The 24,312-nt window shown below is 32.7% G+C and carries 21 protein-coding genes; 8 read left to right on the forward strand and 13 right to left on the reverse strand.

The window, feature by feature from the left end; genetic code table 11:
• Positions 1-254: 254 nt before the first annotated feature.
• Genes ACEN2I_RS02545 through ACEN2I_RS02555 form a run of 3 tightly spaced genes read right to left on the reverse strand, consistent with a single transcriptional unit; the run spans position 255 to position 6,024 of the window.
• Positions 255-1,661, reverse strand: a complete 1,407-nt coding sequence (locus tag ACEN2I_RS02545) for an efflux transporter outer membrane subunit (RefSeq protein ID WP_441764554.1) — start codon at positions 1,659-1,661, stop codon at positions 255-257.
• 18 nt (positions 1,662-1,679) lie between these two features.
• Positions 1,680-4,856: an efflux RND transporter permease subunit gene (locus ACEN2I_RS02550; RefSeq protein ID WP_441764555.1), complete on the reverse strand. Its 3,177-nt coding sequence runs from the start codon at positions 4,854-4,856 to the stop codon at positions 1,680-1,682.
• 7 nt (positions 4,857-4,863) lie between these two features.
• Entirely contained in the window at positions 4,864-6,024 is a 1,161-nt protein-coding gene (locus ACEN2I_RS02555) for an efflux RND transporter periplasmic adaptor subunit (protein WP_441764556.1), read from the reverse strand.
• Between the two features lie 266 nt (positions 6,025-6,290).
• Between ACEN2I_RS02555 and ACEN2I_RS02560 the strand changes: the two genes are divergently transcribed.
• From ACEN2I_RS02560 to ACEN2I_RS02570, 3 genes are read left to right on the forward strand one after another with little or no spacing between them, the layout of a single operon-like run.
• Positions 6,291-7,334, forward strand: coding sequence for a sensor histidine kinase (locus ACEN2I_RS02560; RefSeq protein WP_441764557.1), 1,044 nt, complete (start codon positions 6,291-6,293; stop codon positions 7,332-7,334).
• Positions 7,334-8,065: a LytR/AlgR family response regulator transcription factor gene (locus ACEN2I_RS02565; RefSeq protein WP_441764558.1), complete on the forward strand. Its 732-nt coding sequence runs from the start codon at positions 7,334-7,336 to the stop codon at positions 8,063-8,065. Before ACEN2I_RS02560 ends, ACEN2I_RS02565 begins: the two co-directional genes overlap by 1 nt.
• A 7-nt stretch (positions 8,066-8,072) precedes the next feature.
• Positions 8,073-8,366: a DUF3861 domain-containing protein gene (locus tag ACEN2I_RS02570; protein WP_441764559.1), complete on the forward strand. Its 294-nt coding sequence runs from the start codon at positions 8,073-8,075 to the stop codon at positions 8,364-8,366.
• 56 nt (positions 8,367-8,422) lie between these two features.
• Here the strand turns inward: ACEN2I_RS02570 and ACEN2I_RS02575 are convergent, their stop codons facing one another.
• Both ACEN2I_RS02575 and ACEN2I_RS02580 read right to left on the reverse strand, forming a co-directional pair.
• Complete coding sequence (locus ACEN2I_RS02575) at positions 8,423-9,034, reverse strand: thioredoxin family protein (protein WP_441764560.1); 612 nt, start codon at positions 9,032-9,034, stop codon at positions 8,423-8,425.
• Positions 9,031-9,516, reverse strand: a complete 486-nt coding sequence (locus ACEN2I_RS02580; RefSeq protein WP_441764561.1) for a TlpA family protein disulfide reductase — start codon at positions 9,514-9,516, stop codon at positions 9,031-9,033. Before ACEN2I_RS02580 ends, ACEN2I_RS02575 begins: the two co-directional genes overlap by 4 nt.
• 385 nt (positions 9,517-9,901) lie before the next feature.
• Between ACEN2I_RS02580 and ACEN2I_RS02585 the strand changes: the two genes are divergently transcribed.
• The 4 genes from ACEN2I_RS02585 (at position 9,902) to ACEN2I_RS02600 (ending at position 13,884) form a co-directional block, all read left to right on the forward strand.
• Positions 9,902-11,272: a GH1 family beta-glucosidase gene (locus tag ACEN2I_RS02585; protein WP_441764562.1), complete on the forward strand. Its 1,371-nt coding sequence runs from the start codon at positions 9,902-9,904 to the stop codon at positions 11,270-11,272.
• A gap of 79 nt (positions 11,273-11,351) precedes the next feature.
• Complete coding sequence (locus tag ACEN2I_RS02590; RefSeq protein ID WP_441764563.1) at positions 11,352-11,741, forward strand: hypothetical protein; 390 nt, start codon at positions 11,352-11,354, stop codon at positions 11,739-11,741.
• Between the two features lie 250 nt (positions 11,742-11,991).
• Entirely contained in the window at positions 11,992-13,113 is a 1,122-nt protein-coding gene (locus ACEN2I_RS02595; protein ID WP_441764564.1) for a hypothetical protein, read from the forward strand.
• A 9-nt stretch (positions 13,114-13,122) separates the two neighbouring features.
• Entirely contained in the window at positions 13,123-13,884 is a 762-nt protein-coding gene (locus ACEN2I_RS02600) for a porin family protein (RefSeq protein ID WP_441764565.1), read from the forward strand.
• An 11-nt stretch (positions 13,885-13,895) separates the two neighbouring features.
• On the opposite strand, the gene ACEN2I_RS02605 is transcribed toward ACEN2I_RS02600, so the two are convergent.
• From ACEN2I_RS02605 to ACEN2I_RS02635, 7 genes are all read right to left on the reverse strand, one after another.
• Positions 13,896-14,516: an outer membrane beta-barrel protein gene (locus tag ACEN2I_RS02605; RefSeq protein ID WP_441764566.1), complete on the reverse strand. Its 621-nt coding sequence runs from the start codon at positions 14,514-14,516 to the stop codon at positions 13,896-13,898.
• Between the two features lie 50 nt (positions 14,517-14,566).
• Complete coding sequence (locus tag ACEN2I_RS02610; protein ID WP_441764567.1) at positions 14,567-15,718, reverse strand: hypothetical protein; 1,152 nt, start codon at positions 15,716-15,718, stop codon at positions 14,567-14,569.
• A gap of 192 nt (positions 15,719-15,910) precedes the next feature.
• Positions 15,911-17,104, reverse strand: a complete 1,194-nt coding sequence (locus ACEN2I_RS02615; RefSeq protein WP_441764568.1) for a helix-turn-helix domain-containing protein — start codon at positions 17,102-17,104, stop codon at positions 15,911-15,913.
• 128 nt (positions 17,105-17,232) lie between these two features.
• Entirely contained in the window at positions 17,233-17,814 is a 582-nt protein-coding gene (locus ACEN2I_RS02620) for a DUF4136 domain-containing protein (RefSeq protein WP_441764569.1), read from the reverse strand.
• 948 nt (positions 17,815-18,762) lie between these two features.
• On the reverse strand, positions 18,763-19,170 hold the full coding sequence (locus tag ACEN2I_RS02625; RefSeq protein ID WP_441764570.1) for a cupin domain-containing protein: 408 nt from the start codon (positions 19,168-19,170) through the stop codon (positions 18,763-18,765).
• Positions 19,171-19,350: 180 nt separating this feature from the next.
• Complete coding sequence (locus ACEN2I_RS02630; RefSeq protein WP_441764571.1) at positions 19,351-19,611, reverse strand: hypothetical protein; 261 nt, start codon at positions 19,609-19,611, stop codon at positions 19,351-19,353.
• A gap of 184 nt (positions 19,612-19,795) precedes the next feature.
• A complete protein-coding gene (locus ACEN2I_RS02635) occupies positions 19,796-20,668 on the reverse strand; it encodes a helix-turn-helix domain-containing protein (RefSeq protein ID WP_441764572.1) in 873 nt (290 codons plus the stop codon).
• A 479-nt stretch (positions 20,669-21,147) separates the two neighbouring features.
• Between ACEN2I_RS02635 and ACEN2I_RS02640 the strand changes: the two genes are divergently transcribed.
• Positions 21,148-21,378: a hypothetical protein gene (locus tag ACEN2I_RS02640; protein ID WP_441764573.1), complete on the forward strand. Its 231-nt coding sequence runs from the start codon at positions 21,148-21,150 to the stop codon at positions 21,376-21,378.
• A gap of 68 nt (positions 21,379-21,446) precedes the next feature.
• Here ACEN2I_RS02640 and galA read toward each other — a convergent pair whose 3' ends face one another.
• Positions 21,447-24,266 carry a beta-galactosidase GalA gene (gene galA, locus ACEN2I_RS02645; protein WP_441764574.1) on the reverse strand — a complete coding sequence of 940 codons (2,820 nt, stop codon included), beginning with the start codon at positions 24,264-24,266 and terminating at the stop codon, positions 21,447-21,449.
• Positions 24,267-24,312 lie beyond the last annotated feature (46 nt).

The raw sequence follows: 24,312 nt of genomic DNA on the forward strand, positions 1-24,312 counted from the left end.
CAGTCGACGAGCATTGATTTTTATCCGACATAATTTAGCTAAGGTTTTTTAAAGAAGCTAATCCCGCTATCCGTTGCAATATTTTATGGCGAACCCCGCCACAAAATGATTTTCACTACTATCGGGGCTAGGCAATCATTTTCATAAGAATATTATCATTTAATATTAAAACTCAAATCAGCCAAAAAAAAACGCCCCAAATACTGAGGCGCTCTTCGTTTTAACAATTTAATTAATGATGATGATCTGAAATTCTATTTCCAGCCACCTCCTAAAGCACGATACAAATCAACAACTGCTTGTAATTTTTGTAAATTATCATTGATACCGCTTAATTGAGCAGCCAATAAATTCTGCTCAGATGTCAATACATCTGTATAATTGGTAGCCGAACTGTATTCTAAAAGCTGTTGTGTATAATCAACTGCTTTCGCTAAGGCTTCAATCTGTTTTTCTCTGGAATCCTGCTTGTCAACAGCCATTTGATAAGCGTATAATGCATTCGAAACTTCCTGACCTGCTGTTAAAAGACTCTGCTGAAAATTATTATAAGCCTGTAATTGCTGTGATTGAGCTGTTGTCAATCTCATTTTATTAAGTCCCTGATTAAATATCGGCTGAGTCAAACCACCAATTATCGAGTAAAAGATTGAGTTGGTAAAAAAGTCTTTTAATTCCAAATTCGAAAAACCGCCACTTGCTGTAAGTGTTAAACTTGGATAGAAATATGTCCTCGCCAAATTGGTAGATTCAAAGGCAACTCTGAAATCAAATTCAGCCTGCCGAACATCAGGACGGTTTTGCAATAATTGAGAAGGTAATCCGATTGCAATATTTTCCGGAATTGACTGCGTTCCCAAAACTCCCCTGTCAATCGGTCCCGGTGCCTGGCCTAATAAAATATTAATCGTATTTTCAGTTTCACGAATGCTTTGTTTTAAATCTGGGATTAAAACTTCTGCAGCATACTTATTAGCTTCACTCTGCACTACTGCTGCTCCGTTAACAATGGCACCTTCTTTTAAAGCTTTAATCGTTTCAACATTTTCAATACGGCTTTCTAAGGTTTCCTGCGTAATTTTCAATTGTTTATCATACGCTAATAACAGAAAATAGTTGTTGGCAATATCTGAAATCAATTGTGTCTGCACCGCCTGTTTTGCCGCATCTGTTGCTAAATATGAAGCCAAAGCAGCTCTTTTTGAACTGCTTAGTTTTCCCCAAATATCAGCTTCCCACGAGGTACTCAAACCTAATTTATAGGTAGTAGTCAGGGTATTGATATTAATTCCGGGTGGAAAATTAAGTCCTGCTTCTGATTGTTTATTACGCGTTGCGTTTGCATCCAGTTGTAATGTTGGATAATAAGCCAATTTACTTTGTCGCAGCGACGCTTGAGCCTGAATAATATTCTCAATAGCATTTTTCAGATTAAGATTATTGTCTAATCCTTTTTGAATTAGTGCATTCAGTTTTTCATCTTTAAAAACACTTTGCCATGGCATATTGGCAATTGTTGTCGAATCGGCAGAAGCCTGATCACGAAACAGTTTATCTGTTGAGAGTGTTGTTGGTCGTTCGTACTTTTTGGTAATGGAGCAAGCACTTAAAAATACGGCTGCTACTACCAGTACAAAATATTTATTTGAACTATGAGTCATTTCTTCTGAATTAAATTATTACTCTTTATGAGCTTCGATCAATTGTACTTCCTCGTCATCATCTTCATCATCTTCATCATCATAACCATCTTTTGCCGGACCGCTTACTTTTTCCTGTAAAGTCTGGAAAATGATAAACAATACCGGAATAACAAATACCCCCAAAATAGTCCCGATTAACATACCGCCAACTGCCCCGGTTCCAATCGATTTATTCCCTACAGCTCCCGCTCCGGTAGCAAACATTAAAGGGACAAGTCCTAAAATAAAAGCGAAAGAAGTCATCAAAATTGGACGTAAACGTGCAACAGCTCCTGCTATTGCTGCCTGAACAATTGGCAATCCTTTTCGTCTTCTCTCCAATGCAAATTCGACAATTAAAATTCCGTTCTTCGCCAATAACCCTATTAGCATGATTAATGAAATCTGTAAATAAATATTACTATTTAATTTGAAAATAATCGAGAACAAATATGCTCCAGCTAATCCAAATGGAATAGAGAATAACACTGCAAATGGCAGAATATAACTTTCATATTGTGCACTCAGTAAGAAATAAACAAACACTAAACACAATATAAAAATGAAAATAGTTTCACTTCCTGACGCTAGTTCTTCACGCGTTAATCCTGAAAACTCATAACCATAACCAGCAGGAAGATTTTCAGCGGCAACTTCCTGAATTGCTTTAATGGCATCTCCGGAACTATAACCTGGATTTGGTGCTCCCGTTATTGAAATTGAAGTAAAAAGGTTAAATCTTGAAATAGATTCTGGTCCAAAAACTCGCGTCATTTTTATAAACTCAGTAATTGGGGCCATCGTTCCAGAACTGTTTCTAACAAAAATTTTGTTCAATCCTTCAGTATTGGTTCTAAATTCGGCTGCTGCCTGAATCATTACGCGGTATTGTTTTCCGAATTTATTGAAATTCGAAGCATACAATCCACCGTAATATCCTTGCATTGTCGATAAAATAGTATTGACTCCAACTCCTGCATCTTTTGCTTTTTCTAAATTAATTTCCATCATATATTGAGGAAAACCTGGATTAAATGGTGTAGTTGCATATTGAATTTCTGGACGTTTAGAAAGTTTTTCTAAAAAATCTGTGTTTACTTTGTAAAAATCAGCCGTTGAGTGACCTCCTTTGTCCTGCAATTGAAATTCAAATCCTCCACTTTGTCCAAAACCCTGAATAGTTGGTGGCGAAATAAAGAAAATATTAGCTTCACGAATGCCGCTTGTTTTAGCAAAAAGTTGTCCAATTACATCATTAACACTTAAATCACGTTTGTCCCACGGCACTAATTTTACAATAACCATACTGTAAGCACTTCCTGCACCTGCAGTAAAGTTTTGACCCACAATACGAAGTGTGTTTTTAACTCCTGGAATTGTTTTAGCAATACTGTCAACTCTCTTTGCTATGATATCCGAACGTTCCATAGAAGCCGATGGCGGTAAACTTATATTTGCAAAAACAGTTCCCTGATCTTCAGAAGGTACGAAGGCTGATGGCGTTGTTTTCATCATGTAAAATAATGACGCACCAGCAATAAGAATAGCTGCTAATACAATCCATTTTTTTACAGAAAGAAATTGAACCGATCTTTTATACTTATTAGTAACATTATCAAATGCAACGTTAAATGAAGTATAGAATCTCTGAATAAAGCTTTTATGTTTATGATCGTCAGCATGAGGTTTTAAAAGTAAAGCACACAATGCCGGACTCAAAGTTAAAGCATTTACAGCTGAAAGTATAATCGCTACCGCTAAGGTAATACCAAATTGTTTGTAGAAAACTCCTGTAGATCCCGTAATAAAGGTTACGGGAATAAATACAGCAGCCATTACAAGCGTAATCGAAATAATCGCACCCGAAATTTCATCCATTGCATCAATCGTCGCTTTTTTAGATGATTTATAACCACTGTCAAGCTTAGCATGTACTGCCTCGACAACTACAATGGCATCATCGACCACAATACCAATGGCGAGCACCATTGCAAAAAGCGTTAATAAGTTTATCGTAAATCCGAATAAATTCAGGAAGAAAAACGTTCCTACAATGGCAACCGGAACTGCAATCGCCGGAATTAAAGTAGATCTAAAATCCTGAAGAAAAATAAATACTACGATAAAAACTAATATAAAAGCTTCGATCAAAGTATGAATTACCTTTTCGATAGAAGCATCCAAATTTTCATTAACATCAACAAGAATCGTGTATTTTACACCTTTGGGAAAACTTTTTGCAGCATCTTCAATCAGTTTTTTGGAGTTATTGATTACATCACGGGCGTTTGATCCAGGAGTTTGACTGATAGCCATCGCTGCCGATTCGACACCATTTGTTTTAATTGTTGAAGCATAACTTAGTGATCCTAACTCAACTTTAGCTATATCCCTCAGACGTAACATCTGTCCGTTTCCTACCGATTTTATGATGATATTTTCAAATTCATCTGCAGTTGTCAAACGGCCTTTATATTTAATTACGTATTGAAAAGCCTGGTTTCCATTTTCACCAAATTTACCAGGAGCTGCCTCTATATTTTGTTCTGCTAAGGCAACAGAAATATCACTGGGAATTAATTTATACTGCTTCATTACATCTGGCTTCAGCCAAATACGCATTGAATAATCTTTAGCCCCAAAAACGTTTACTTCACCAACTCCAACTACACGTTGAAGTTGTGGTACTAAATTTATCTTCGCATAATTTTGAAGAAAAGTTTGATCGTAGGCAGGATTTTCACTGTATAACGAGAAAATCAATAAGTTGCTACTCTGACTTTTAGTTACTGTTACACCAGCCTGTGTTACTTCAGCAGGCAATAAACTCGTTGCTCTGGAAACTCTGTTTTGTACGTTTACAGCAGCTAAATCAGGATTTGTTCCTACTTTAAAAAAGATTTTGATAGAGGCATTTCCATCATTTGTTGCAGAAGAGGTCATGTATGTCATGTTCTCAACACCGTTTATTTGCTCTTCCAGCGGAATTACAATACTTTTCAATACTACGTCTGCATTCGCTCCTGCATAACTTGCGGAAACGTTAACCGTTGGCGGTGCAATATCAGGATATTGTGCGATAGGAAGTGCAGCCAGTCCTAACACTCCTAAAATAACGATGATTACAGATATTACCGTTGATAATACTGGTCGTTGTATAAATTTTTTAAACATTTGTTTCTTATTTTAAGTCTGCGTAAACCGTTTCTGTACTTTGATTATTAGCTTTAATCTGGCTTCCGTCTTTTAATGTGGCCACTCCTTCTAATACAATTTGATCTCCTGCTTTAAGTCCGCTTGTTACAACGTAGTAATTTCCCGCACTGATGTCCATCACTGTAATATTGGTGTTTTTAGTTTTTCCATCTTTTCCAACGGTAACTGCGAAAATTTTATCCTGAAGTTCAAATGTGGCGCTTTGTGGAATCAATATTGCATCTTTAACTTCATTCGGAATACGAACTGTCGTACTGCTTCCGCTTCGAATAATGCTTTTTGGGTTAGGAAAACGAGCTCTGAAGTTCACAGAACCTGTTTCGGTATTAATTAATCCGTTTACGGTTTCAATTCGTCCTTTGCTATCATAAGGTGTTCCATCTGAAAGAACTAATGAAACCGAAGGCATATTTTTTATTTTTTCTGCCAATGTATTTCCGGGAGTTTTACCTTCAGTGAAATTGAGTAATTTTTTCTCATTGATAGCAAAATAAGCATATACATTTCCAATACTTGCAACTGTTGTAAGCGGATCTGCATTGGCTGAACTTACCAAACTACCTAAACGAAAAGGAATCGATCCCACAACACCATTAACCGGACTTGTTACAGTCGTATAACCCAAATTAGTTTTAGCATTTACCAAGGCTGCGTTTGCCTGGGCTAAATTTGCCATAGCTGATTCGTAAGTATATTGCGCCGACTCTAAATCATATTTACTAATAATTTCTTTTTCGACCAAAGGTTTTACTTTATTGACTGCCAGTTTTGCCGCACTTACAGAAGCCTGAGCACTTTTAATGCTTGCCGTGGCTGTACGAACTTGTTGCTCATATTCTGGCGCACTAATTTTAAACAAAGGTTGTCCTGCTTTTACGACAGCTCCTTCATCAACATAAATCTTGTCGATATATCCTTCTACTCTAGGTCGGATTTCTATATTTTGCTGTCCCTGAATACTCGCAGGGTAGTCACTATATAATGTTGCTGATTGCGGTTGTAAAGTCACCGTTTTGTACTCTTTGACTTGTGCAGCATCTCCTGGCTGTGCCGATTTATCGTTTTTACCGCAAGATGTAATAAGAAAAAATACTGAGAGAATACTTAAAAAGGGTTGCTTATTCATTGTGAAAAATGTGAAATTATCTATTAAATAATAAGCAAAAGAAAGAAAATAGAATACACAAAAAGTATCGAATAGACGAAGAGTGCAAGAGAATCGACAGAGATAACCTTACAGCCGATAGATATTTTTAAAAATTAAACAACTGTTTAATTTATGAACTCATCGGCTCTAACATGGTTTTTATGGAGTGTAAATCTCTCTATAGCGATTGATCCAAAATTACATTCAAATAAAGTGTAATATTGCTGATAAAAACATAAATTAGAATGTCCACAAACTTATTTAGACCTTATTTATTTACCGGATTACACATTCTTAGCTGGTTATTATTAGGATTTATCATGTTGTTTTACATCCCTATAACCTGGAATGTAGTACTTCCATCCGTGTTTTGGCTTTGGCAGATGATTATTTTAGTATTATTAATTATTCTTTTTTATTCTAATGCCAAAATCATAGTCCCAAAAACCATTATAAAAGATAATACATCTCCGTTTTTAGTTTGGGCTTTCCTTGCCATTTTTGTAATGCAGATAATTGCTTATTTTTATACTTCAGAAACAGAGCTTCATACTAAAGTCAGTGAGGTATTAGGATTTAAAAAATATAGAAATCCCTATTTTGACAATTATGTTTTGATGCTAACCTTATTGGTTTTAGGTATCAGTACAAGTTGGTCTATGCTTCAATATTGGCAGAAAGCGGCGCAGCATAAGCAAAAACTGGAACAGGATAAAACAGTAGCAGAATTAGCAATGCTGAAAGCACAGATCAATCCCCACTTTTTCTTTAATTCGCTAAATAGTATTTATTCACTTACCTATACAGATGTTGAAGATTCCAGAAGTGCACTGCATACTTTAAGCCGAATGATGCGTTATTTACTTTACAGCACAGAAGAAACAACAACATTGCTGAAAGAAGCCGATTTTATGAAAGATTTTATTTCTTTAATGAAACTTCGTGCTAACAGCAAACTAACCATTACAACTGATATACCTGAAACAATACATGATTATCCGATTGTTCCAATGTTATTACTACCTTTAGTAGAAAATGCTTTTAAACACGGTATTCATGCTACTGATAAAAGTGAAATTCATATTTCACTTTCTCAGAATGGTAGCCTTCTTGAATTTGAAGTAGAAAATACTTATTTTGCAAAAACTTCTACAACAGAGGAAGGCGGCATTGGACTAACCAATACAAAACGCAGACTTCATTTAATTTATCCGCATAAACATACCCTAACAGCGGGCATTGCTAAAAACGGAAAATACAACGTAAAACTGCAAATAACTTTAGAATAATGACAATATTAAAATGTATAGCAGTCGACGATGAACCACTTGCATTAAAATTGGTTCAGACCTTCATTGAGCAAACCCCTTTTTTAGAGCTCAGTTCAATCTGTGATAATGCCGTTGAAGCCATAACGATAATTAAAGAAAAGCAGCCGGATCTTGTTTTTTTGGACATTAATATGCCTAATTTAACAGGAATGGAATTAGCGAGACTTCTACAGGAACAGCCTGGACCAACTCCAAAAATTATTTTTACAACAGCATACAATCATTATGCAATTGAAGGTTATAAAGTTAATGCTATCGATTATCTTTTAAAACCCTTTAGTTATGAGGAGTTTTTAAGAGCGGCAAATAAAGTATTGAAAATAACCGAAGAATATTCAAATCATTACCAGCCCATTTCATCAGATGATGAGTTTTTTTTCTTAAAGGTAGAATACCAATGGGTACGTATTTCCATAAAAGATGTTTTGTATATCGAAAGTTTAAAAGACTATGTAAAAGTACATCTGGTCGATTCTCAAAAAACAGTTCTTTCCCTTATATCATTAAAGGCTTTAGAAGAAAAATTACCATCGTCAAAATTTATGAGAATTCATCGTTCGTATATTGTTTCGCTAGAAAAAATAAATGCTATTAGCAAGAACTCAGTTTTTATTGAAAAAACTGAAATTACTGTTGGTGAACAATACAAAGAAGCATTTAAAACCATAGTTGAAAAATGGCTTAAATAATTATCCCATGGAAAAAAGAAGTAATAAATATCATTTGACATTAAGTCTCAAACAATACGCAAATGGTGAAAATTCACCTGCAAAAGAGCTTGGAATCGAATTTGAAAATCACGATGAAATTTTTAGTATCATTGAAAGAATAAAAGCTAAAAACTTATTTGATAATGAATCAGAAGCAACCCAATTTGCATTAGGTTTAAAATTATTTGGAGAAATTAAATTGAAACACCGAAAAAACCCTCTTTTTGATGAAATAAATGAAGTGTTTCCTATCTTCATGAAGAAATTGAAAAATTTATAGAAATAAAAACGCTTCAGAGACCTGAAGCGTTTTTATATAAATGAAAAAACAGTAAATTAAGCTTTTGCTTTTCTCTTAACTGTACAGCCAATTTCTTTTGTCTGTGTAATAGTTGGTTTTTGATTGTTTTTTAATGATGCAATAACATCCTCAGCATATTTTATTTTTTCAGTTTTTGTTCCTTCCGGATCATTATCGATTGCACCAACATATTCTACCACATTACCTTTTGTAGATTTCGAAATAATAAAAACATGTGGTGTACGCTTTGCACCATATTGATCGGTTACTTTTTGTCCTGCATCAAATAAATAAGCAAAAGGATATTTTTTGCCTTTGGCTAATTCCTGCATTTTATCAAAAGTATCAGCTGTAGAAGCTTCAGGATCATTCGGGTTTATAGCAATTACAGGATAGCCTTGTGATCTAAATTTGTTGTCCAGATCGATAATTCTTTGCTCATAAGCAACAGCATACGGACACGTATTACACGTAAATACAACAATAAAACCTTTTGCTTTAGGGTAACTTGCAAATGAAACTTCTTTTCCATCTACATTTTTCAATTTAAAATCTGGAGCTGCATCTCCTGCTTTTAGGGTTGTGCCTGTTTGTGCCTGAAGAAAGGCAGAAAATGCTAATACAAGTAATAAAATTATTTTTTTCATGATTTATAGTTTTTATATTCAGTTAATAATTGTTCGTAGGTAAATTCACTTTCGACAAACTTACGTTTATCTCCTTTTATAAAAATTGATGCAGGAATACTGCCCGACCAGGAAGGATCAATTCGGTCAATATATTCTTGCGGACTGCTTTCATTCAACAAAAAAACTTCATTTTTCAGCTCTTTTCTTTTAACAAATGTAACGACAGCTGAACTCAATTTTGATTTAAAATCGACACTAATCAAGAGTACTGCCAATTTCTCCGATTTATATTCAGCCTGAAGTCTTTCAAAATGTGGTAATTCCTTAATGCATGGTGCACACCAGGTTGCCCAAAAATTGACAATATAAGTACTGTCTTTTCCGGTCTTTATTCTTTCATTGAGCTGATCGATAGTAATTAGTTTTACATTTTGGCTATATGCTCCAGCTGATATACAGAAGAAAAGAAAAACATATTTTTTAAAAGGGTTGGATCTCATGGAATTTCAAAAATTTATATTTTTTGTCTTACAAATATAAACTTAATGAAGTTTTGTCAAAATTTATTTGTTGTTAATAAAATTTAAAAGATATGATTTGAGTAAGTTGAGTAAAATTTCATTATAATTATAATGATATTAATTTTTATTAAATCTGTATTTACTAGAGATAATTTTTTAAAAAAATCTAAATACTTAATAGTTAACTATTTGATAACATTTAGATTACTGTTAATTTATATTCGTTTGCTTAATTTGAATAAAACAAATAGTTATGAAATTCTTTAGCTTAAAATTTCTAGTTTCATTTAAAGAATGGCTTTTTCTCAAAGCTATGCATTCATCATTCATTCATTAATTTTCAGAATTTAGGAATCACATTTGAATGAATAAATTAGAGAAGTCATTTTTAAATAAGGACCAATTTGGAGAAAATTTTCTTTGGGGGGTCTCTACTGCTGCTTTCCAAATAGAAGGTGCACATGATGCAGATGGAAAAGGTCTATCAATATGGGACGTTTTTACCAGGCAAAAGGGCAAAATAAAAAATGGCCATCATGCTATAGATGCTTGTGATTTTTATAATTATTATAAAAATGACATTCAGTTAGTACGCGAACTAAATATTCCTAATTTTAGATTTTCTATTAGTTGGTCTCGCATTATGCCAACTGGTATTCATCCTATAAATCATTTAGGAATAGATTATTACAATAAAATAATTGATTTTTTACTCGAATGTAAAATTGAACCATGGGTAACACTCTATCATTGGGATTTACCACATGACCTTGAAGTAAAAGGCGGATGGACAAACAGAGAATGTGCAACCTGGTTTTCTGAATATGTTGAAGTTTGTGCTAAGCATTTTGGTGATCGTGTAAAAAATTGGATGGTTATTAATGAACCTTCGGTTTTTACAGGAGCGGGTTATTTTCTGGGAATTCATGCTCCGGGTAAAAAAGGTATAACCAACTATTTAAAAGCAATCCATCATGTAACATTAGCTACAGCAGCCGGTGCAAAAAAAATAAGAGAAAAATTACCAGAAGCAAATATTGGAACAACTTTTTCATGTACACATATCGAGCCTTTCTCAGATAAGCCTTCAGATATTCAGGCTGCTAAACGTGTAGATACCTTACTAAACAGAACATTTATAGAGCCACTTTTAGGTCTTGGATATCCTCTGGATGATCTGCCTGTTCTTAAAAAACTTAATAACTATATTCAGGAAGATGATCTTGATAATTTAAGTTTTGATTTTGATTTCGTAGGACTTCAATGTTATACCCGGGAAATTGTAAAATCTTCATTACTGATTCCATATATTGGTGCCGAATTAATAAGTGCTGAAAAAAGAAATGTAATATCTACTGAAATGGGCTGGGAAATCTACCCTCCTGCCCTATATTATATACTCCAGAAATTTAATTTATATAAAGGAATTAAAAAAATTATAATAACCGAAAATGGTGCTGCATTTCCAGATACAGTAACTAATGGTAAAGTATATGATATTAAGCGAACACACTTTATACAAGATAATTTAGAACAAGTACTTAAAGCCAAACAAGAGGGTTATAAAGTTGACGGTTATTTTGTATGGAGTCTCACAGATAATTTTGAATGGGCAGAAGGGTATAATGCAAGATTTGGATTAGTTCACATTGACTTTGAGACACAAAAAAGAACAATCAAACAATCCGGAATTTGGTTTCGTGATTTTTTAGAACAAAATAAGGAAATTATATAATTTAGTTTGTAAATTATATAAGGTAATCAGGAAGGATCATTCCTAATTTTGAATTCTTAAGATTATAAATTAAGGATGAATGGATATAACGACTCAAATTATATGGTTATTTATTCTGGCTATTCCAATAGCCTGTGTCAGTTGGACAGTAACTCAGGAAGAAATATTTCGTGAACCCAGACAATGGTGTGTAAATCGTTCTCAAAACGACAAGAAATTTTTAACCAGAAAATTTTTTTACTTATTTACGTGTGAATATTGCTTTAGTCATTATATTACATTGCTTTTTATATCTCTTTGCGATTTCAAGCTCTTACTTATTGAAGATTGGCGTGGCTATCTGATAGCCGGATTTTCATTAGTTTTTTTAGCTAATGCTTATATGAGTTTATTTGCCTTGTTAAGACAGGCGATTAAAAAAGAAAAAGTAGAAATTAAGAAAATCGAAACTGATGCTGATCTAAAATAAAACATTTATTAGATAAGTATCAAAATTAACTCTAAGAAACAACTATCACTTTTTTTTTTAGAAAAATCAATACTTTTTATACTCTTTATACTAATTTCAGGAAAACTTGAAAAACATTTTTTTTAATCAGATTTTTTCACGTAATTTTAACTTACAAAAATCCTTTGTTTTTACAACACTCTAAAAATAAGAAAATTACATTTTTTTTTCAAATTACCTCCTTTTAGAATATTCATTTAAAAAAGAGACTATGAAAGCAAATAAATTAATGGTTTTCGTTTTATTGATTTTAACTTTTCAAACCTTTGGACAAGTCTACACGGATAAAGTAGTTGGTAAAAGTAACGAGTTTCTTAAAGACAGCCTAAAAACAGAAAAATATCCTTATGCACTGCCAATATGGGGTGAAAAGGTTGCTCAAAGAGGATATAATCTACCCTATTCTGCAGGTGTATCTGTAAACTATTTTTGGCAAAAATCTGATTTGATTATTAATAAATTAGAAGTAGGTTTTAATTATGGACAAAAATTAAATTTAGATGAAATTGTTCGCTTTAACAAATCTTATGTAGAGGCTTCAGTACTTACTATAAGACCTGATATCTGGTTATTACCCTTTTTAAATATCTATGGTATATTTGGAAAAGTAAATACTTCTACTAATATTGCTGCAGGAATTTGGATACCTGACGCCGATAATAATTGGTCAGAAATTGCAGATTTTAGCACTAATGCCAATTTTAATGCTACAACATTTGGTCTTGGTCTAACACCAACAATTGGCATTGGCGGAGGCTGGTTTGCTCTTGATATGAACATGGCTTGGACAGATATAAGCTCATTAGATAAACCTGCTTTTTCATACATTTTTGGTCCACGTTTTGGAAAAACTTTTAAATTAAAAAAACCTGATCAAAATGTTACAGCCTGGATAGGTGGATTTAGAGTTCATATTTCAGGTGATACAAATGGAGACTTACCATTGTCAGATTTTATAAATTTGGATAATGCGCAGCAAAAAGTAGAAAACGGTCTTGAAAAAATAGGTGAAAATCAAGAAAAAGTTGATACTTGGTGGGATGGTTTAACTCCGGTTGAGCAAAAAAATCCAGTAAATGTTGCTAAATACAATACTGCTAACAGAGCCTTAGAAAGTGCCGGCAATATTTTAACTTCATTAGACGGGGCTCTAAGTACTGCAGAAAATTCATCAGTGCAGTATTCTCTACAAAAGAAACCAAAAGATATGTGGAATTTCATTATTGGTTCTCAATATCAATATAATAAACATTTTATGTTTCGCGCAGAATGTGGTTTTTTAGGCAGCCGAACTCAAGTATTAGGAAGTTTTCAATATCGTTTTGGACTTTAACTCAGTTATATGAAAAAGGCTCTATTAATATTCTTTGTTTTATTTTGCATAACTTCATCCCAATCACAAGTACTGATTTCTTTGATCTTTGGAGATAAACTTAATTCCCCATTCCTTGAATTTGGTTTAGAAGGAGGCGCCAATTTTTCATCTATTTCTAATTTAGAAACATCAAAAACAAAAATTGATTTTAATCTTGGTTTTTATTTTGATTTTAAATCGAAAAAAAATCCATCGTGGATGCTAAATACGGGGGTTATTGTAAAATCTCCAATGGGTGCCAAAAATGTTTCGTTATATTCTTTAAATAATGCTGATTTAGATAATACTTTTAAGGGTGGAAATGTAGATAGAGAAATTCGTTATTTTAATATTCCCATTTTAATAAAATATAAATTCAAAAATAATATCTACATAAAAAGTGGTCCACAATTGGGATTATTAGCTAAAGCTTTTGATAAATTCAGCAAAGAAATAAATGGAGAAGACATTGCGTATAAAAACAATGTAAGAGACAAAATACATGTTATTGATGCAGGTATTGTTATTGGTGCCGGCTATCATATAAATTCAGGCAAAGGTTTGAATATTACGCTACAATATTATTATGGATTAGTGCCTTTAATGAAAGGAGATTTAAGCCCAAATCAATATAATAGATCTTTGTATCTAACTGCTGGAATTCCAATAGGAAAAGGGAAAGCCGATAAAAAAAGAGCAGAAAAGGAAACATTTGAAAATGGGGTTATTCTTCCTGAAGAAGAAGAATAATTGTTTTCTTTTTATTTGCTAAAGTCATAACTCAAAGATGCACCTAAACCAAACTGATAAGTAGAAACATAATCAGTTGCTCCCACAACTCCAATGTAAGTCCAGTAATAACTATTACCAACTGCAGCAGTCATCGATTGTAAGTAAGCATGAAGATTTACAGATAGAGGTGAGCTCGTTTTAATTTTAATCCCTCCTTTTATTTCCCATGCAAAATAAGTCCCATTTCCACTTTGAGGTGTTTCCAGAATAGCCACTCCTAAACCTCCTCCTAAATATGGCAAAGCTTTTTGCGAACTTGATCCAAAATAGTGATTACTATCAACTAAGATATAATTTATTGCTCCTTTGTCATCTGCTTTGTTTATTTGATTTCCCATCGGTCCGTATAAGGGTAATTTTGTATCAAGCCTTTGATATTTAAATTCTACAGAAATGTTCTGAACAAAAAAATATTCAAGACCTGCCCCATATTCAAAACCGTCTTCAACATAACCGTATGAATTTTCATATTCAACTTTATCAGAAAATGTATATCCACCATATAAATTAAGCAAAAATGAATTTGCTTTCTGAGCATTTCCTGTAATTGAAAACAGGAAAAGAATTAAAAAGAAACTGTACTTTTTCATAATCTTAATTTTTAATTGGTTACTTATTTAAGTTATATCAGAGGTTGATTCTAACGCATCCAATTACTTCCAAAAACTATATAATAGGCCCACTTTTCAGTCCCCTTTGCTATATCTACTCCCATTCTCAGTTTAAATTTTCGTGCCAGTAAATATCTAAAACCTGATCCGTAACTATATACAACTGGTTTTGCAAAAGCCTTATCCCAATCGTCAAAAGCACTTGCCAGACCCCCATAGCCCATAAGACTCCATCTTCTGTACAAATCCCATCTTAATTCGACCTCAGACACTATACTTGTTTTTCCCTGATATCTAGCAGCAGGAATTCCTCTTAAATTTATACCAGGTAAAAGATAAAATGGCGAACTTCCGAAAGCTTGTTGTCCTTCGAGTCTTAAGCCTCCTATTAATTTTTTACTTATCGGATAAAAACCAATAGCGGATAAATTTACACGCCATGCATTATAATCACTACCAATTGCATTATCAGACCAGAAAAAATCTGATTGTAACCGAATTCCTTTATCAGGTGTAAAAATATTATCACGACCATCAAACTGAATAGCAGCACCAAACTGACTTATAACACTTTTGATATCTTTTGGTTTGACAAAAGAAGGCAAAATATCCGGCAATGTTATATTAGAATTTAGAAATAAATATTGAGGACCTGCACTCCATTTTGTATTTCTAAACTGTTTTAACCATTGTGTATAAAACACAGTTGACCTAAAATTAAGCTTAAATTCCATATCATCTCCGTTAGGCAAATTTTCATAAAATGATAAATTCATGTCTCCATAACCGGCCATAATACGATATAAAATTCTTGGTTTTATTAAAGTGCTGGAACGAAAAGCACCTGCCATCCAGCTTTTATTACCGGTATACATTCCGATTCCTCCTGTTATATCCGGATTTATAAATCTTTTTTTACCGTTTTCATCAACTACTGGTGAATGTTTTTTTAGAAAAACAGGTACAATTGCTCCACCAATTCCTCCTAAAGCCGGTTCTGTGATAATGGTTGGAACGACTATAAAACCATGTGCATAAATAATGTAATCACTTAAATCGAATGCACCATCAAGAGAATCTTTTACACTAATATGCTGTTTTTGCCCCATCATGAAATTTAGTGATAAAAGAAAAAAAATATTTATGAAACCAATCGTCCTGAAGAGTTTTGTGTTTTTCATATTCCATGTCCTGTTTTATTTTTAAACTACATCAAAATTTATTTACATTCAATAAAATAAATTTGTTTTGTCTTTTAAAAAAGGTGCAGAATTAATCATCCAATTATGTTGGCTAAAACTAAAAAATACTTACAGATTATATTAGTTTTAAAAATTAATAAACTCAACAATCATCCTTCATGCTACTTGTTTTCAATTTGAAGTTTGGTCCAAAAAATACTTTTCCGCTTTATCGGGATTACTTCTAATTATTTTAAAATATTCTGATGGTGATTTTCCTGTATGCTTTACAAAAGCTCTGAAACAAGTGGTTCTGGATTTAAAACCCGCTCCCCAAGCCATACCTTCCAATGATAAATCTTTCCATTCAGGATCATTGATTTTTTGATTAAAATATTCTATTCTTTTAAGATTTACAAAATCCTGAAAATGAAGATTAAATTCTGAATTAATTAAATTGGAAAGATGATGTACTGATATTCCGGTTTCGTCTGATAAATCACGAATTACGAAGTCCTTTTTTAGAAAAAGCTTTTTCTTCGAAAAAATTTTATCTAATTTCATAAGGTATTCGTCTTTTTTTTCCAGGTTTAATTCTTTAATCAAGGGCAGATTACCTTTTATTTCCCGAGTTTTTATGATTTTCAAATCATCTTTTTTTAAATTTAAACTATCAAATGAATCATTAGAATCATAAAAAATTTGTGGTTTAAAATACAACCAGCCCACTGTAAAAAGAAGAACCGATGATATTAAAATATAACATGAAAAATCAATACCATCAATTTTACTTATTAAAAAACAATGTACAAAAAGAGTAGAAAACAAAAGCAATATCACCAAATTATAGACTCTGATCCAACTTAATACTTTAATCCTGTTAAAATGATTTTCTTTAAATTTCTTTAAATCATAATTTAAGATCATCATGGTTTGACAAAAAGCATAGGAAAGCCAAACCGTCAAACTTAACATTGAAAAAGGGCTATCGATCTTATCTGAAAGAAAATCAATATGCATGTCAAAGTAATTTCCGATCCATACAATAATTGTTAAACCAAAATATACTACAAAAGGCATAAAATGCAGCCAGTCGTATTTTTTAAATAATTTATCAGAAAACAAAATACTTCGAATATATAGAAAAGCAGAAGGAGCGACTAAAAAAATAAATGATTTTGTGATAATAAACAAATTTGGTAAGTCTTTTAAAGTATTAGCCGATAAATAAAAATTATATATACTTACAACAGCCAGACTAAACAAAAACAGTCCCAGAAAAAAACTTTTTGAATATTTTTTCTTCGAAAAAAGAACCATAAATGAAGTTGCAAAGCCAATTATTACAGCTAAAAAAAAGAAAAGTGAAAGTAGAATATCAATCATAATAAGTTAATTTTATTTTTAATACATTCCTTCATTCTTTTTAAATTAAAAAGAATCAATCTATAATTTATTGAAGACTGTACTTCTCTATTTACTGACAAGTATGATTGTTTCTCCTTTTATATAAATTACATTTTTTCCATTCCAGGAGGAAAACCTTCCAGTATTTTTTTGACTGAACTGTTGATAAACTCTTCTGGATTATCAGGTTTGTTATCTATTTGGGCATTACCTATTCCCTCCCAGACGAGTTTGTCTGTTTTGGAAGATACAATATCAATAATTAATGATCCATTTACATAATCATAAGAATTAAATGTTGTAGAACCGCCTCCCATCATGGTACTTCCACCCCAATAACCATATGGACGATACATACCGCCGTAACCATAGAAATTAGTATCGGCTGTAACTTGTGTTTTATTCTTTAAAATAGAAACAGCATTTACTTTTAAATCCGGATTTGAAGTTGATTCTGTAAAGCCTTTAGCAGTCATTTCGGTACGAATTGCGTTTGCTACTCGATCAGCATTCAATTGATTAACCTGACCCTCCTGCGCTCTTAAATCATAAACAGCAAAAGTTCTGAATTCACCAAAGTTAATTGCATGGTCATAATCATTTGTAACTTTTACTGTTGGAGAACAGCTGAAAAACAAGCTCAACAAGAATACTGTTATAATGCGAAGATTCTTTCTTTTAATATTCATTTGTGTTATCTATTAAATTAGTGATTAAATTTAGTTTGACTTGAAATTATTAAAATTTCGATTAAATATGAGATAAGCCAAAAACGAATTAAACAGCTAATAATACAATATAAAGCTCTATATAGCAACATATTAACATTATCAAAGTTAAATCATTTTGTTTAAACAGCATAATTAAAAAGGTTAAAATTCTTACTTATTTAATCATAACATTCTGTTTTCACAAAGTAGTTTGTTAAAATTATTTTATTGAATTTCATTGATAAACTAAAAAAGTACTTGAATTTTGAAATTGATTGATAATAGATATTATTATAAAATTTGGTGTTTTCGAAGCTGCATGCTTTTTATAATCTTACCTGATATGTACTCAACTTCTTTTGCATAAGCAGGAATTTCTTAAATACTTTAACAAACTTAAATGACAAAATGAAGCTAATCCAATTTTAAGTGCGTTATATTGTTTCATATTATAAAATGAAACAATATAAACTGCATTTTAGTCACAATAACAATATAAAGAAGAATTGATAGCTGAAGATCTTAAAAATAGATTTCTTATAATGACGCATTAAATCTACCGATATCTTAAAAGTATATCCATTTTTAATCTTTTAATTAACGCTAACGAAAAATAAAAAGCCGCATTCAAAACGATGAAATGCAGCTTTTATAACTGGATTGATTATATCTATTTTGTTTAAATTTTCAATGAGTCCATAATCAATTACAAAACGATGTTTAATACCTCCTTTCAATAATCTTTCTTATATATTGGTTTATCATATCATTAACGCCAATTATTTTGTTATAGGCAGTGATAATATATTTTAAACAAAGTTCAGTATTTCCTAAACAACCGTATAAGCAATCTATATCGTGCGCACTAAGCCGCAAAGATTAAAAGCTTAGTCTGAATTTTAAGGTTTGAGTTTTTCACAACTTAAATTAGAAACTACTTAAAAGAAAATATTCGCCATCTGTCACCTTTTCCAGCCAGGTTCCGTGACCTTTATCTATTTCTGTAATAATAGCAACATAGGAGAACTTTTCAAAAGGAGTCGCACCATACCAATGTTCAACTCCTGGCAGAATCGTAACCACTTCATCTTTGTTAAGCAATCGAACTGCGCTTCCTTTCTCCTGATAATATCCTACACCTTCTTTTGCAATAAGCATATGAAGACTTGAGTTAATATGCCAATTACTTCTTGCACAAGGCTCAAAAATAACTTCTTTAATCATTGTATTTTCAGGATGAATATTACTAGTCTGTTTTTTATAAGATACTTCGCCCGTCATATACGTATTCGGTACTTTTCCTTCTTCAATAATAGTTGTATAATTTGTTGACATAAGTTATTTATTTTTTGAATTAGTATTTAATTAAAACTATGGTATTTGGCATCGGTTACAGGTTCTAACCAACCTACAATTCCGGTTTGGGTATTCGTGCTGATCGCAATATGAGTAAATTCACTATCGGTGAAGCCTCGTGGCAATGTTTAAGATCTGGCGGAATATTGACGTCATCACCTACTTGTAGCAACTAAATTGGTTTTCCAACTTCCTGATAATATCCTGCACATTGCGTTTTACAATTAGTATTTGTCCACCCGGATATGTGTGCCAATTGTTACTGGCACCGGGTTCGAAAACGACATTACCAACTGCAGTATTTAAAACCTGGTCATTTGACACGAGCATTTTGACACAGGCATTTCCTCTAAAGTAATATGCCGAAGCTAAATCGCCTTTCGGAAAAATTTTGTTTAATTGATTTTCTGAAGTTTTCATAATTATTTTGTTTTTACTATCGGAACAAACCAAATCAGAAAAGCAAGAATGCGCTTTAAGAAGTTAGATTTAGTTTATAGAAACCGATAAAGGATTAATACTAATTATTTCGATGCAAATTTACTTTAGTAAAACCGACCTTAAATAATGATAATCAAACAAAAAATTAAGAATATGAAACAATTTACATTCTTAATGATTTCGGAATTGTTCCGGTAAGTCTTTTAAAGTAATTATTAAAATAGCTTGGATATTCAAATCCGAGTGAATAAGCGATATCAGCGACACTCCAGTCAGTATGCTGCAATAAAGCTTTTGCTTCGCCAATAATTCTTTCGGTAATATGTGCTGTAGTAGATTTTCCGGTAACATCTTTTACCGAACGGTTTAGGTGATTTACATGTACGGCAAGGCTTTGCGCATAATCTTGAGGTGTTTTTAGTACAAGTGGCTGATCCTTTGTTTCAACCGGAAATTGTCTCTCTAAAAGTTCTAAAAACAATGACGTAATTCTCGAAGATGCATTTTTGTGTTTAAAGAAATTCTCCGATGGCTGCATTTTCATCGATTCGTGTAAAATCAAATTGATATAATTACGAATTAAATCATCTTTAAAAACATAATCTGTTTCCTGTTCTTCAATCATTTTTACAAAAAGAGAATCTATAAATACTTTTTGTTCAGGTGTTAATGAAAAAATTGGGGTTCCTCCAATTTTAAACAAAGGTGATTCATGAAGGCTTTCTGAACGGTCTTTTACCTTTAAAAAATCTTCTGTAAAAACACAGGCATACCCCTCATACAAAGGTGAAATAATATCCCAGGAATACGGAATATGCGGATTGCCGAAAAACAAAATAGTTCCGTCAACTTCTATTCCTCGATCTGCGTAATGTATAAGGCTTTTACTGGTATTGATGCAAATCTTGTAATAATCCCTACGATTATAAGTCGGAATTTTACTTATATCACCATTTACCTCATATACTTTAAAACCTTTTAATTTTAAATCGTTTATTCCAAGTTCTGTTGCCGGACATTCTATTTGCTCTTTCATTTTGCAAAGTTATGAAATTCAAACAAAAAAATGTTTCAAGTTTTATTTTGTTTCAAGTTCAGATTGGAGTTCGCTTAAACGCAAAGACCGCTAAGATGTAAGTTAAGGTCACTAAGTTTTTTTTGTTAGAGCGAAATATGAATACAAATTTGCAGAGCTACTAAGTTTTTACTTACGTGCTTTGCGTGTATCGCAAACCTTGCCGTTAGTACTTATCACCGATTCCTTTTGTCCATTTATCTATAAACTTGACAAAAATTATGTTACTTCTATATTTGCGACTAATAGTTTGTTTTAACCCAAACCAAACGAATTTGGCTTAAATGGAATTGTTTTCCACCCTGATGGTTATTTATTGGTTGTAAACGGATACTTCTAAATTATATAAAATATCACTTTCTAATCCTGCTATTATTACTGCGGTAAGCGGAACGACCTTTAGCGCTCCTGATGGTATCGAATTAGATAAAAACAATACTTTGATTGTTGTTGAAAACGGATTAGATTTAGGTAAAACCTATACTTTTTCGAGCAATGATAAATGGGCAAGTGCTGTAAAAATTAGCGAAACCAATATTGACAAAGAAGATTTTCCTACAATGGCAGCTTTGGCATCTGATGGAAATGTCTATGTCATTAGTTCTCAATTGGATAAATTGTTATCAGGAGATAAAAGCCATTCAACTTATGCGATTCAAAGAATAAATTAAGTTTTATTTGTTTCAGGTTCAGGTTTAAAGTCAGTATAATCGCAAACTTGAGGACCTGAAACCTGAAACTATTTCTTCAATACTAGATTTCCTTCTTTCAATCCTTTGCCTACAGCTGATAAAATTACTTCGCTTACATTTTCTTCTTTTTGAATTATAATTTGTGCGTAACCGTTAAATAACTTTCGTTTCCAAGGTTCAGAAGGTGATACGACCTGAATAATTCCGGGATCTGTATTCATAACATCCCAATCTTTTATTTTTTGTAAAGGCGGTGCAATAATCTGGATGGTATTTGTTCCTTGCTTTAAAACATTAGAATTAAAAACATATTTTTGGTCATCATCTGCATTAGGAGTAATTTTATTTCCATTAACAAAAATTACCGCATTTACGCCAATTTTTTTATAAAAGAACGTAACTGTATTTGTTTTAAGATTACTTTTTAAATCAAATTTACCTCTGTAAACATAAGCCGGAGCCTGATTTTTATAATCTCGGTCTTTAAACGCTTCCTTCCATTTATTATCAGAATCCGTTTCTTTTTGATTTGAATCAGCTGAAGCTAATTTTTTCTCCTCAAAATCAGTTATTGGCAGTAATTCTGTAGTATCAATAAATTGGTCTTTTTCTAAAGATGTTGGGTTTCCATTGCCAACTCCAAGAATTTTTCCTCCTTTTAAATAAAATGTTATTTCATGATTTGCAGTTGGTACATGTTGGCCTTTTTTGTCTGTGGTTTCAACAGTTACGACTACAACATTACTGTGTGTCTGGTTTTCTTTATCAACCGAAAGTTTTATATTCTCAGAATTATCAGTTGTTTTCTGAATTTCCGAAAGTATTTTTTTACCGTTTTTATACCCAATCGCTTCCAGAGTTCCTGGCGTGTATTTTACTTTCCATTCTAAATGCCCGTATTGTTCCATTTTCTTTTTGCCGAGGCTCTTTTTGTTTAGGAAAAGTTCGACTTCATCACAATTTGAATGTACCCAGACGTCTATTTCCTTACCTTCCATTCCACCCCAGTTCCAATGTGGCATAATGTGCAAAACTGGTTCATTTCCCCACCAGGATTTCAAATAAAATACATTGTCTTTCGGGAAACCGCAAACATCCATCATTCCAAAGTAAGAAGTAACAGATGGCCACCCGTAAGGTGTTGGTTCTCCACGATAATCAAATCCGGTCCAAATGAACATTCCTGCTAAATACGGTCGTGTTGCATAAAACTTCCAGCCTTCTTCGATACTATAAAATGTTGGACGAGGTTTTTTATCGTAAGCACTTTGATAATGTTTCGCATCATCTGTAAAATAAATTCCGCGTGTGGCAAAGGTAGAACCTTCCTCTGTTCCCATTCCGGGTTGCTGTTTGAATTGATTTCTATGTGCATCAATATCTCCGTTGCCCATATAATTATAACCCATTATTTCGACTACTGATGATATTCCGTTTTTAAAACCACTGCTAATTCCAACTGTAACAGGTCTTGTAGGATCGATACTTTTTGTAAATTCCTGCATGACATTCGTGATACGCTCACCCACAATACCGCCCTCAATATTCCATTCTTCATTTCCGACAGACCAGCAAAAAATACTCGGATGATTACGGTCGCGTTCTATCATTAGCTTTAAATCATTCAAATGATAATTAATTCCCATCAATCTGGTTTCATCAATAACCAGCATTCCTAATTCATCACAAGCTTTCAACAATTCAGAAGTTGGCGGGTGATGTGAACAGCGATATGCATTTGAACCCATTTCTTTCAGTTTTTTGATTCTGAAATACTGCAATTCATCTGGTAAAGCGGTTCCTAGTCCAGCATGATCCTGATGATTGTTGGTTCCTTTTAATTTTACCGATTTTCCGTTAAGAAAAAAACCTTTTTCTGCATCAAATTTTATTGTTCTTATTCCGAAAGCAGTTTCATAATGATCAATTGTCTTTCCATCTTGTTTAATTTCGCTTAACAGTCTATATAAATTAGGACTTTCAATACTCCATAATAAAGGATTATTAACCAATAATTTGGAAGCAAAAATAGTAGTTTTATAAAATTCCGGAGCTGACACATTTTGAGAAGCAGTTGTAATTTGCTTCCCTTCAGCATCGAAAATAGTCTGAATAATTTCGATTTGACCTTTGTAATTGCTTTTATTTTCAATGGTTACTTCTGCCGTAACTTCAGCGCTATCCTTCATTAATTCTGAGGTCACATAAGTTCCGTTTTCTGTAACATGAATTCGATTTGTTTTCTTTACATAAACATGCCTGTAAATTCCGGCGCCTTCATAAAACCAGCCTTCTTCCATAGAAGCGTCAACACGCACTACAATTGTATTTTCGCCTCCATAGTTCACATAAGCTGTTACATCATATTCAAAGCCGTTGTAACCGCTTTCTTCAGTTCCAAGGTAATATCCATTAAAAAACACTTTTGAATTCCTAAAAACACCGTCGAATTTTAAAGAAATAATCCGGTCTTTATCTGCTTCCGGAATATTGATTTTTTTTCGGTACCAGCCGATACTTTTTTCTGGAAAATTTTTTCCGGCTGTTTTAAATCCGTGACTGAAACTGGCTTTTTCACTAAACGCCTGCTCAACACCCCAATCGTGCGGAAGGTCTAATTTTCGCCATGCCCGGTCATCAAATCCCTGAGCTGCCGGTCCGTCACCAAATCCGGTTTTGGTCAAATAAGAAAAATAACCCGTTGCATGATTAAAATCTTTCCAAGTATCATATAAATGACCAAACGAAAAACGCCAGTCTTTATCAATTAAAGTCAACTCTCTTTCGGTTTGCTTTTGTGCCGAAGTGTAAAGAGATAGTAAAAAAATAAAACAGAGAAAAAATCGATTAAAAGTAATAGATTTCATAAATAATTCCGGTTAATTTAATGGTTGAGCAAAGTGTATAAAGATA

Origin of the sequence: Flavobacterium sp. W22_SRS_FK3 (assembly GCF_052113665.1) — a bacterium.
Lineage (GTDB): Bacteria > Bacteroidota > Bacteroidia > Flavobacteriales > Flavobacteriaceae > Flavobacterium.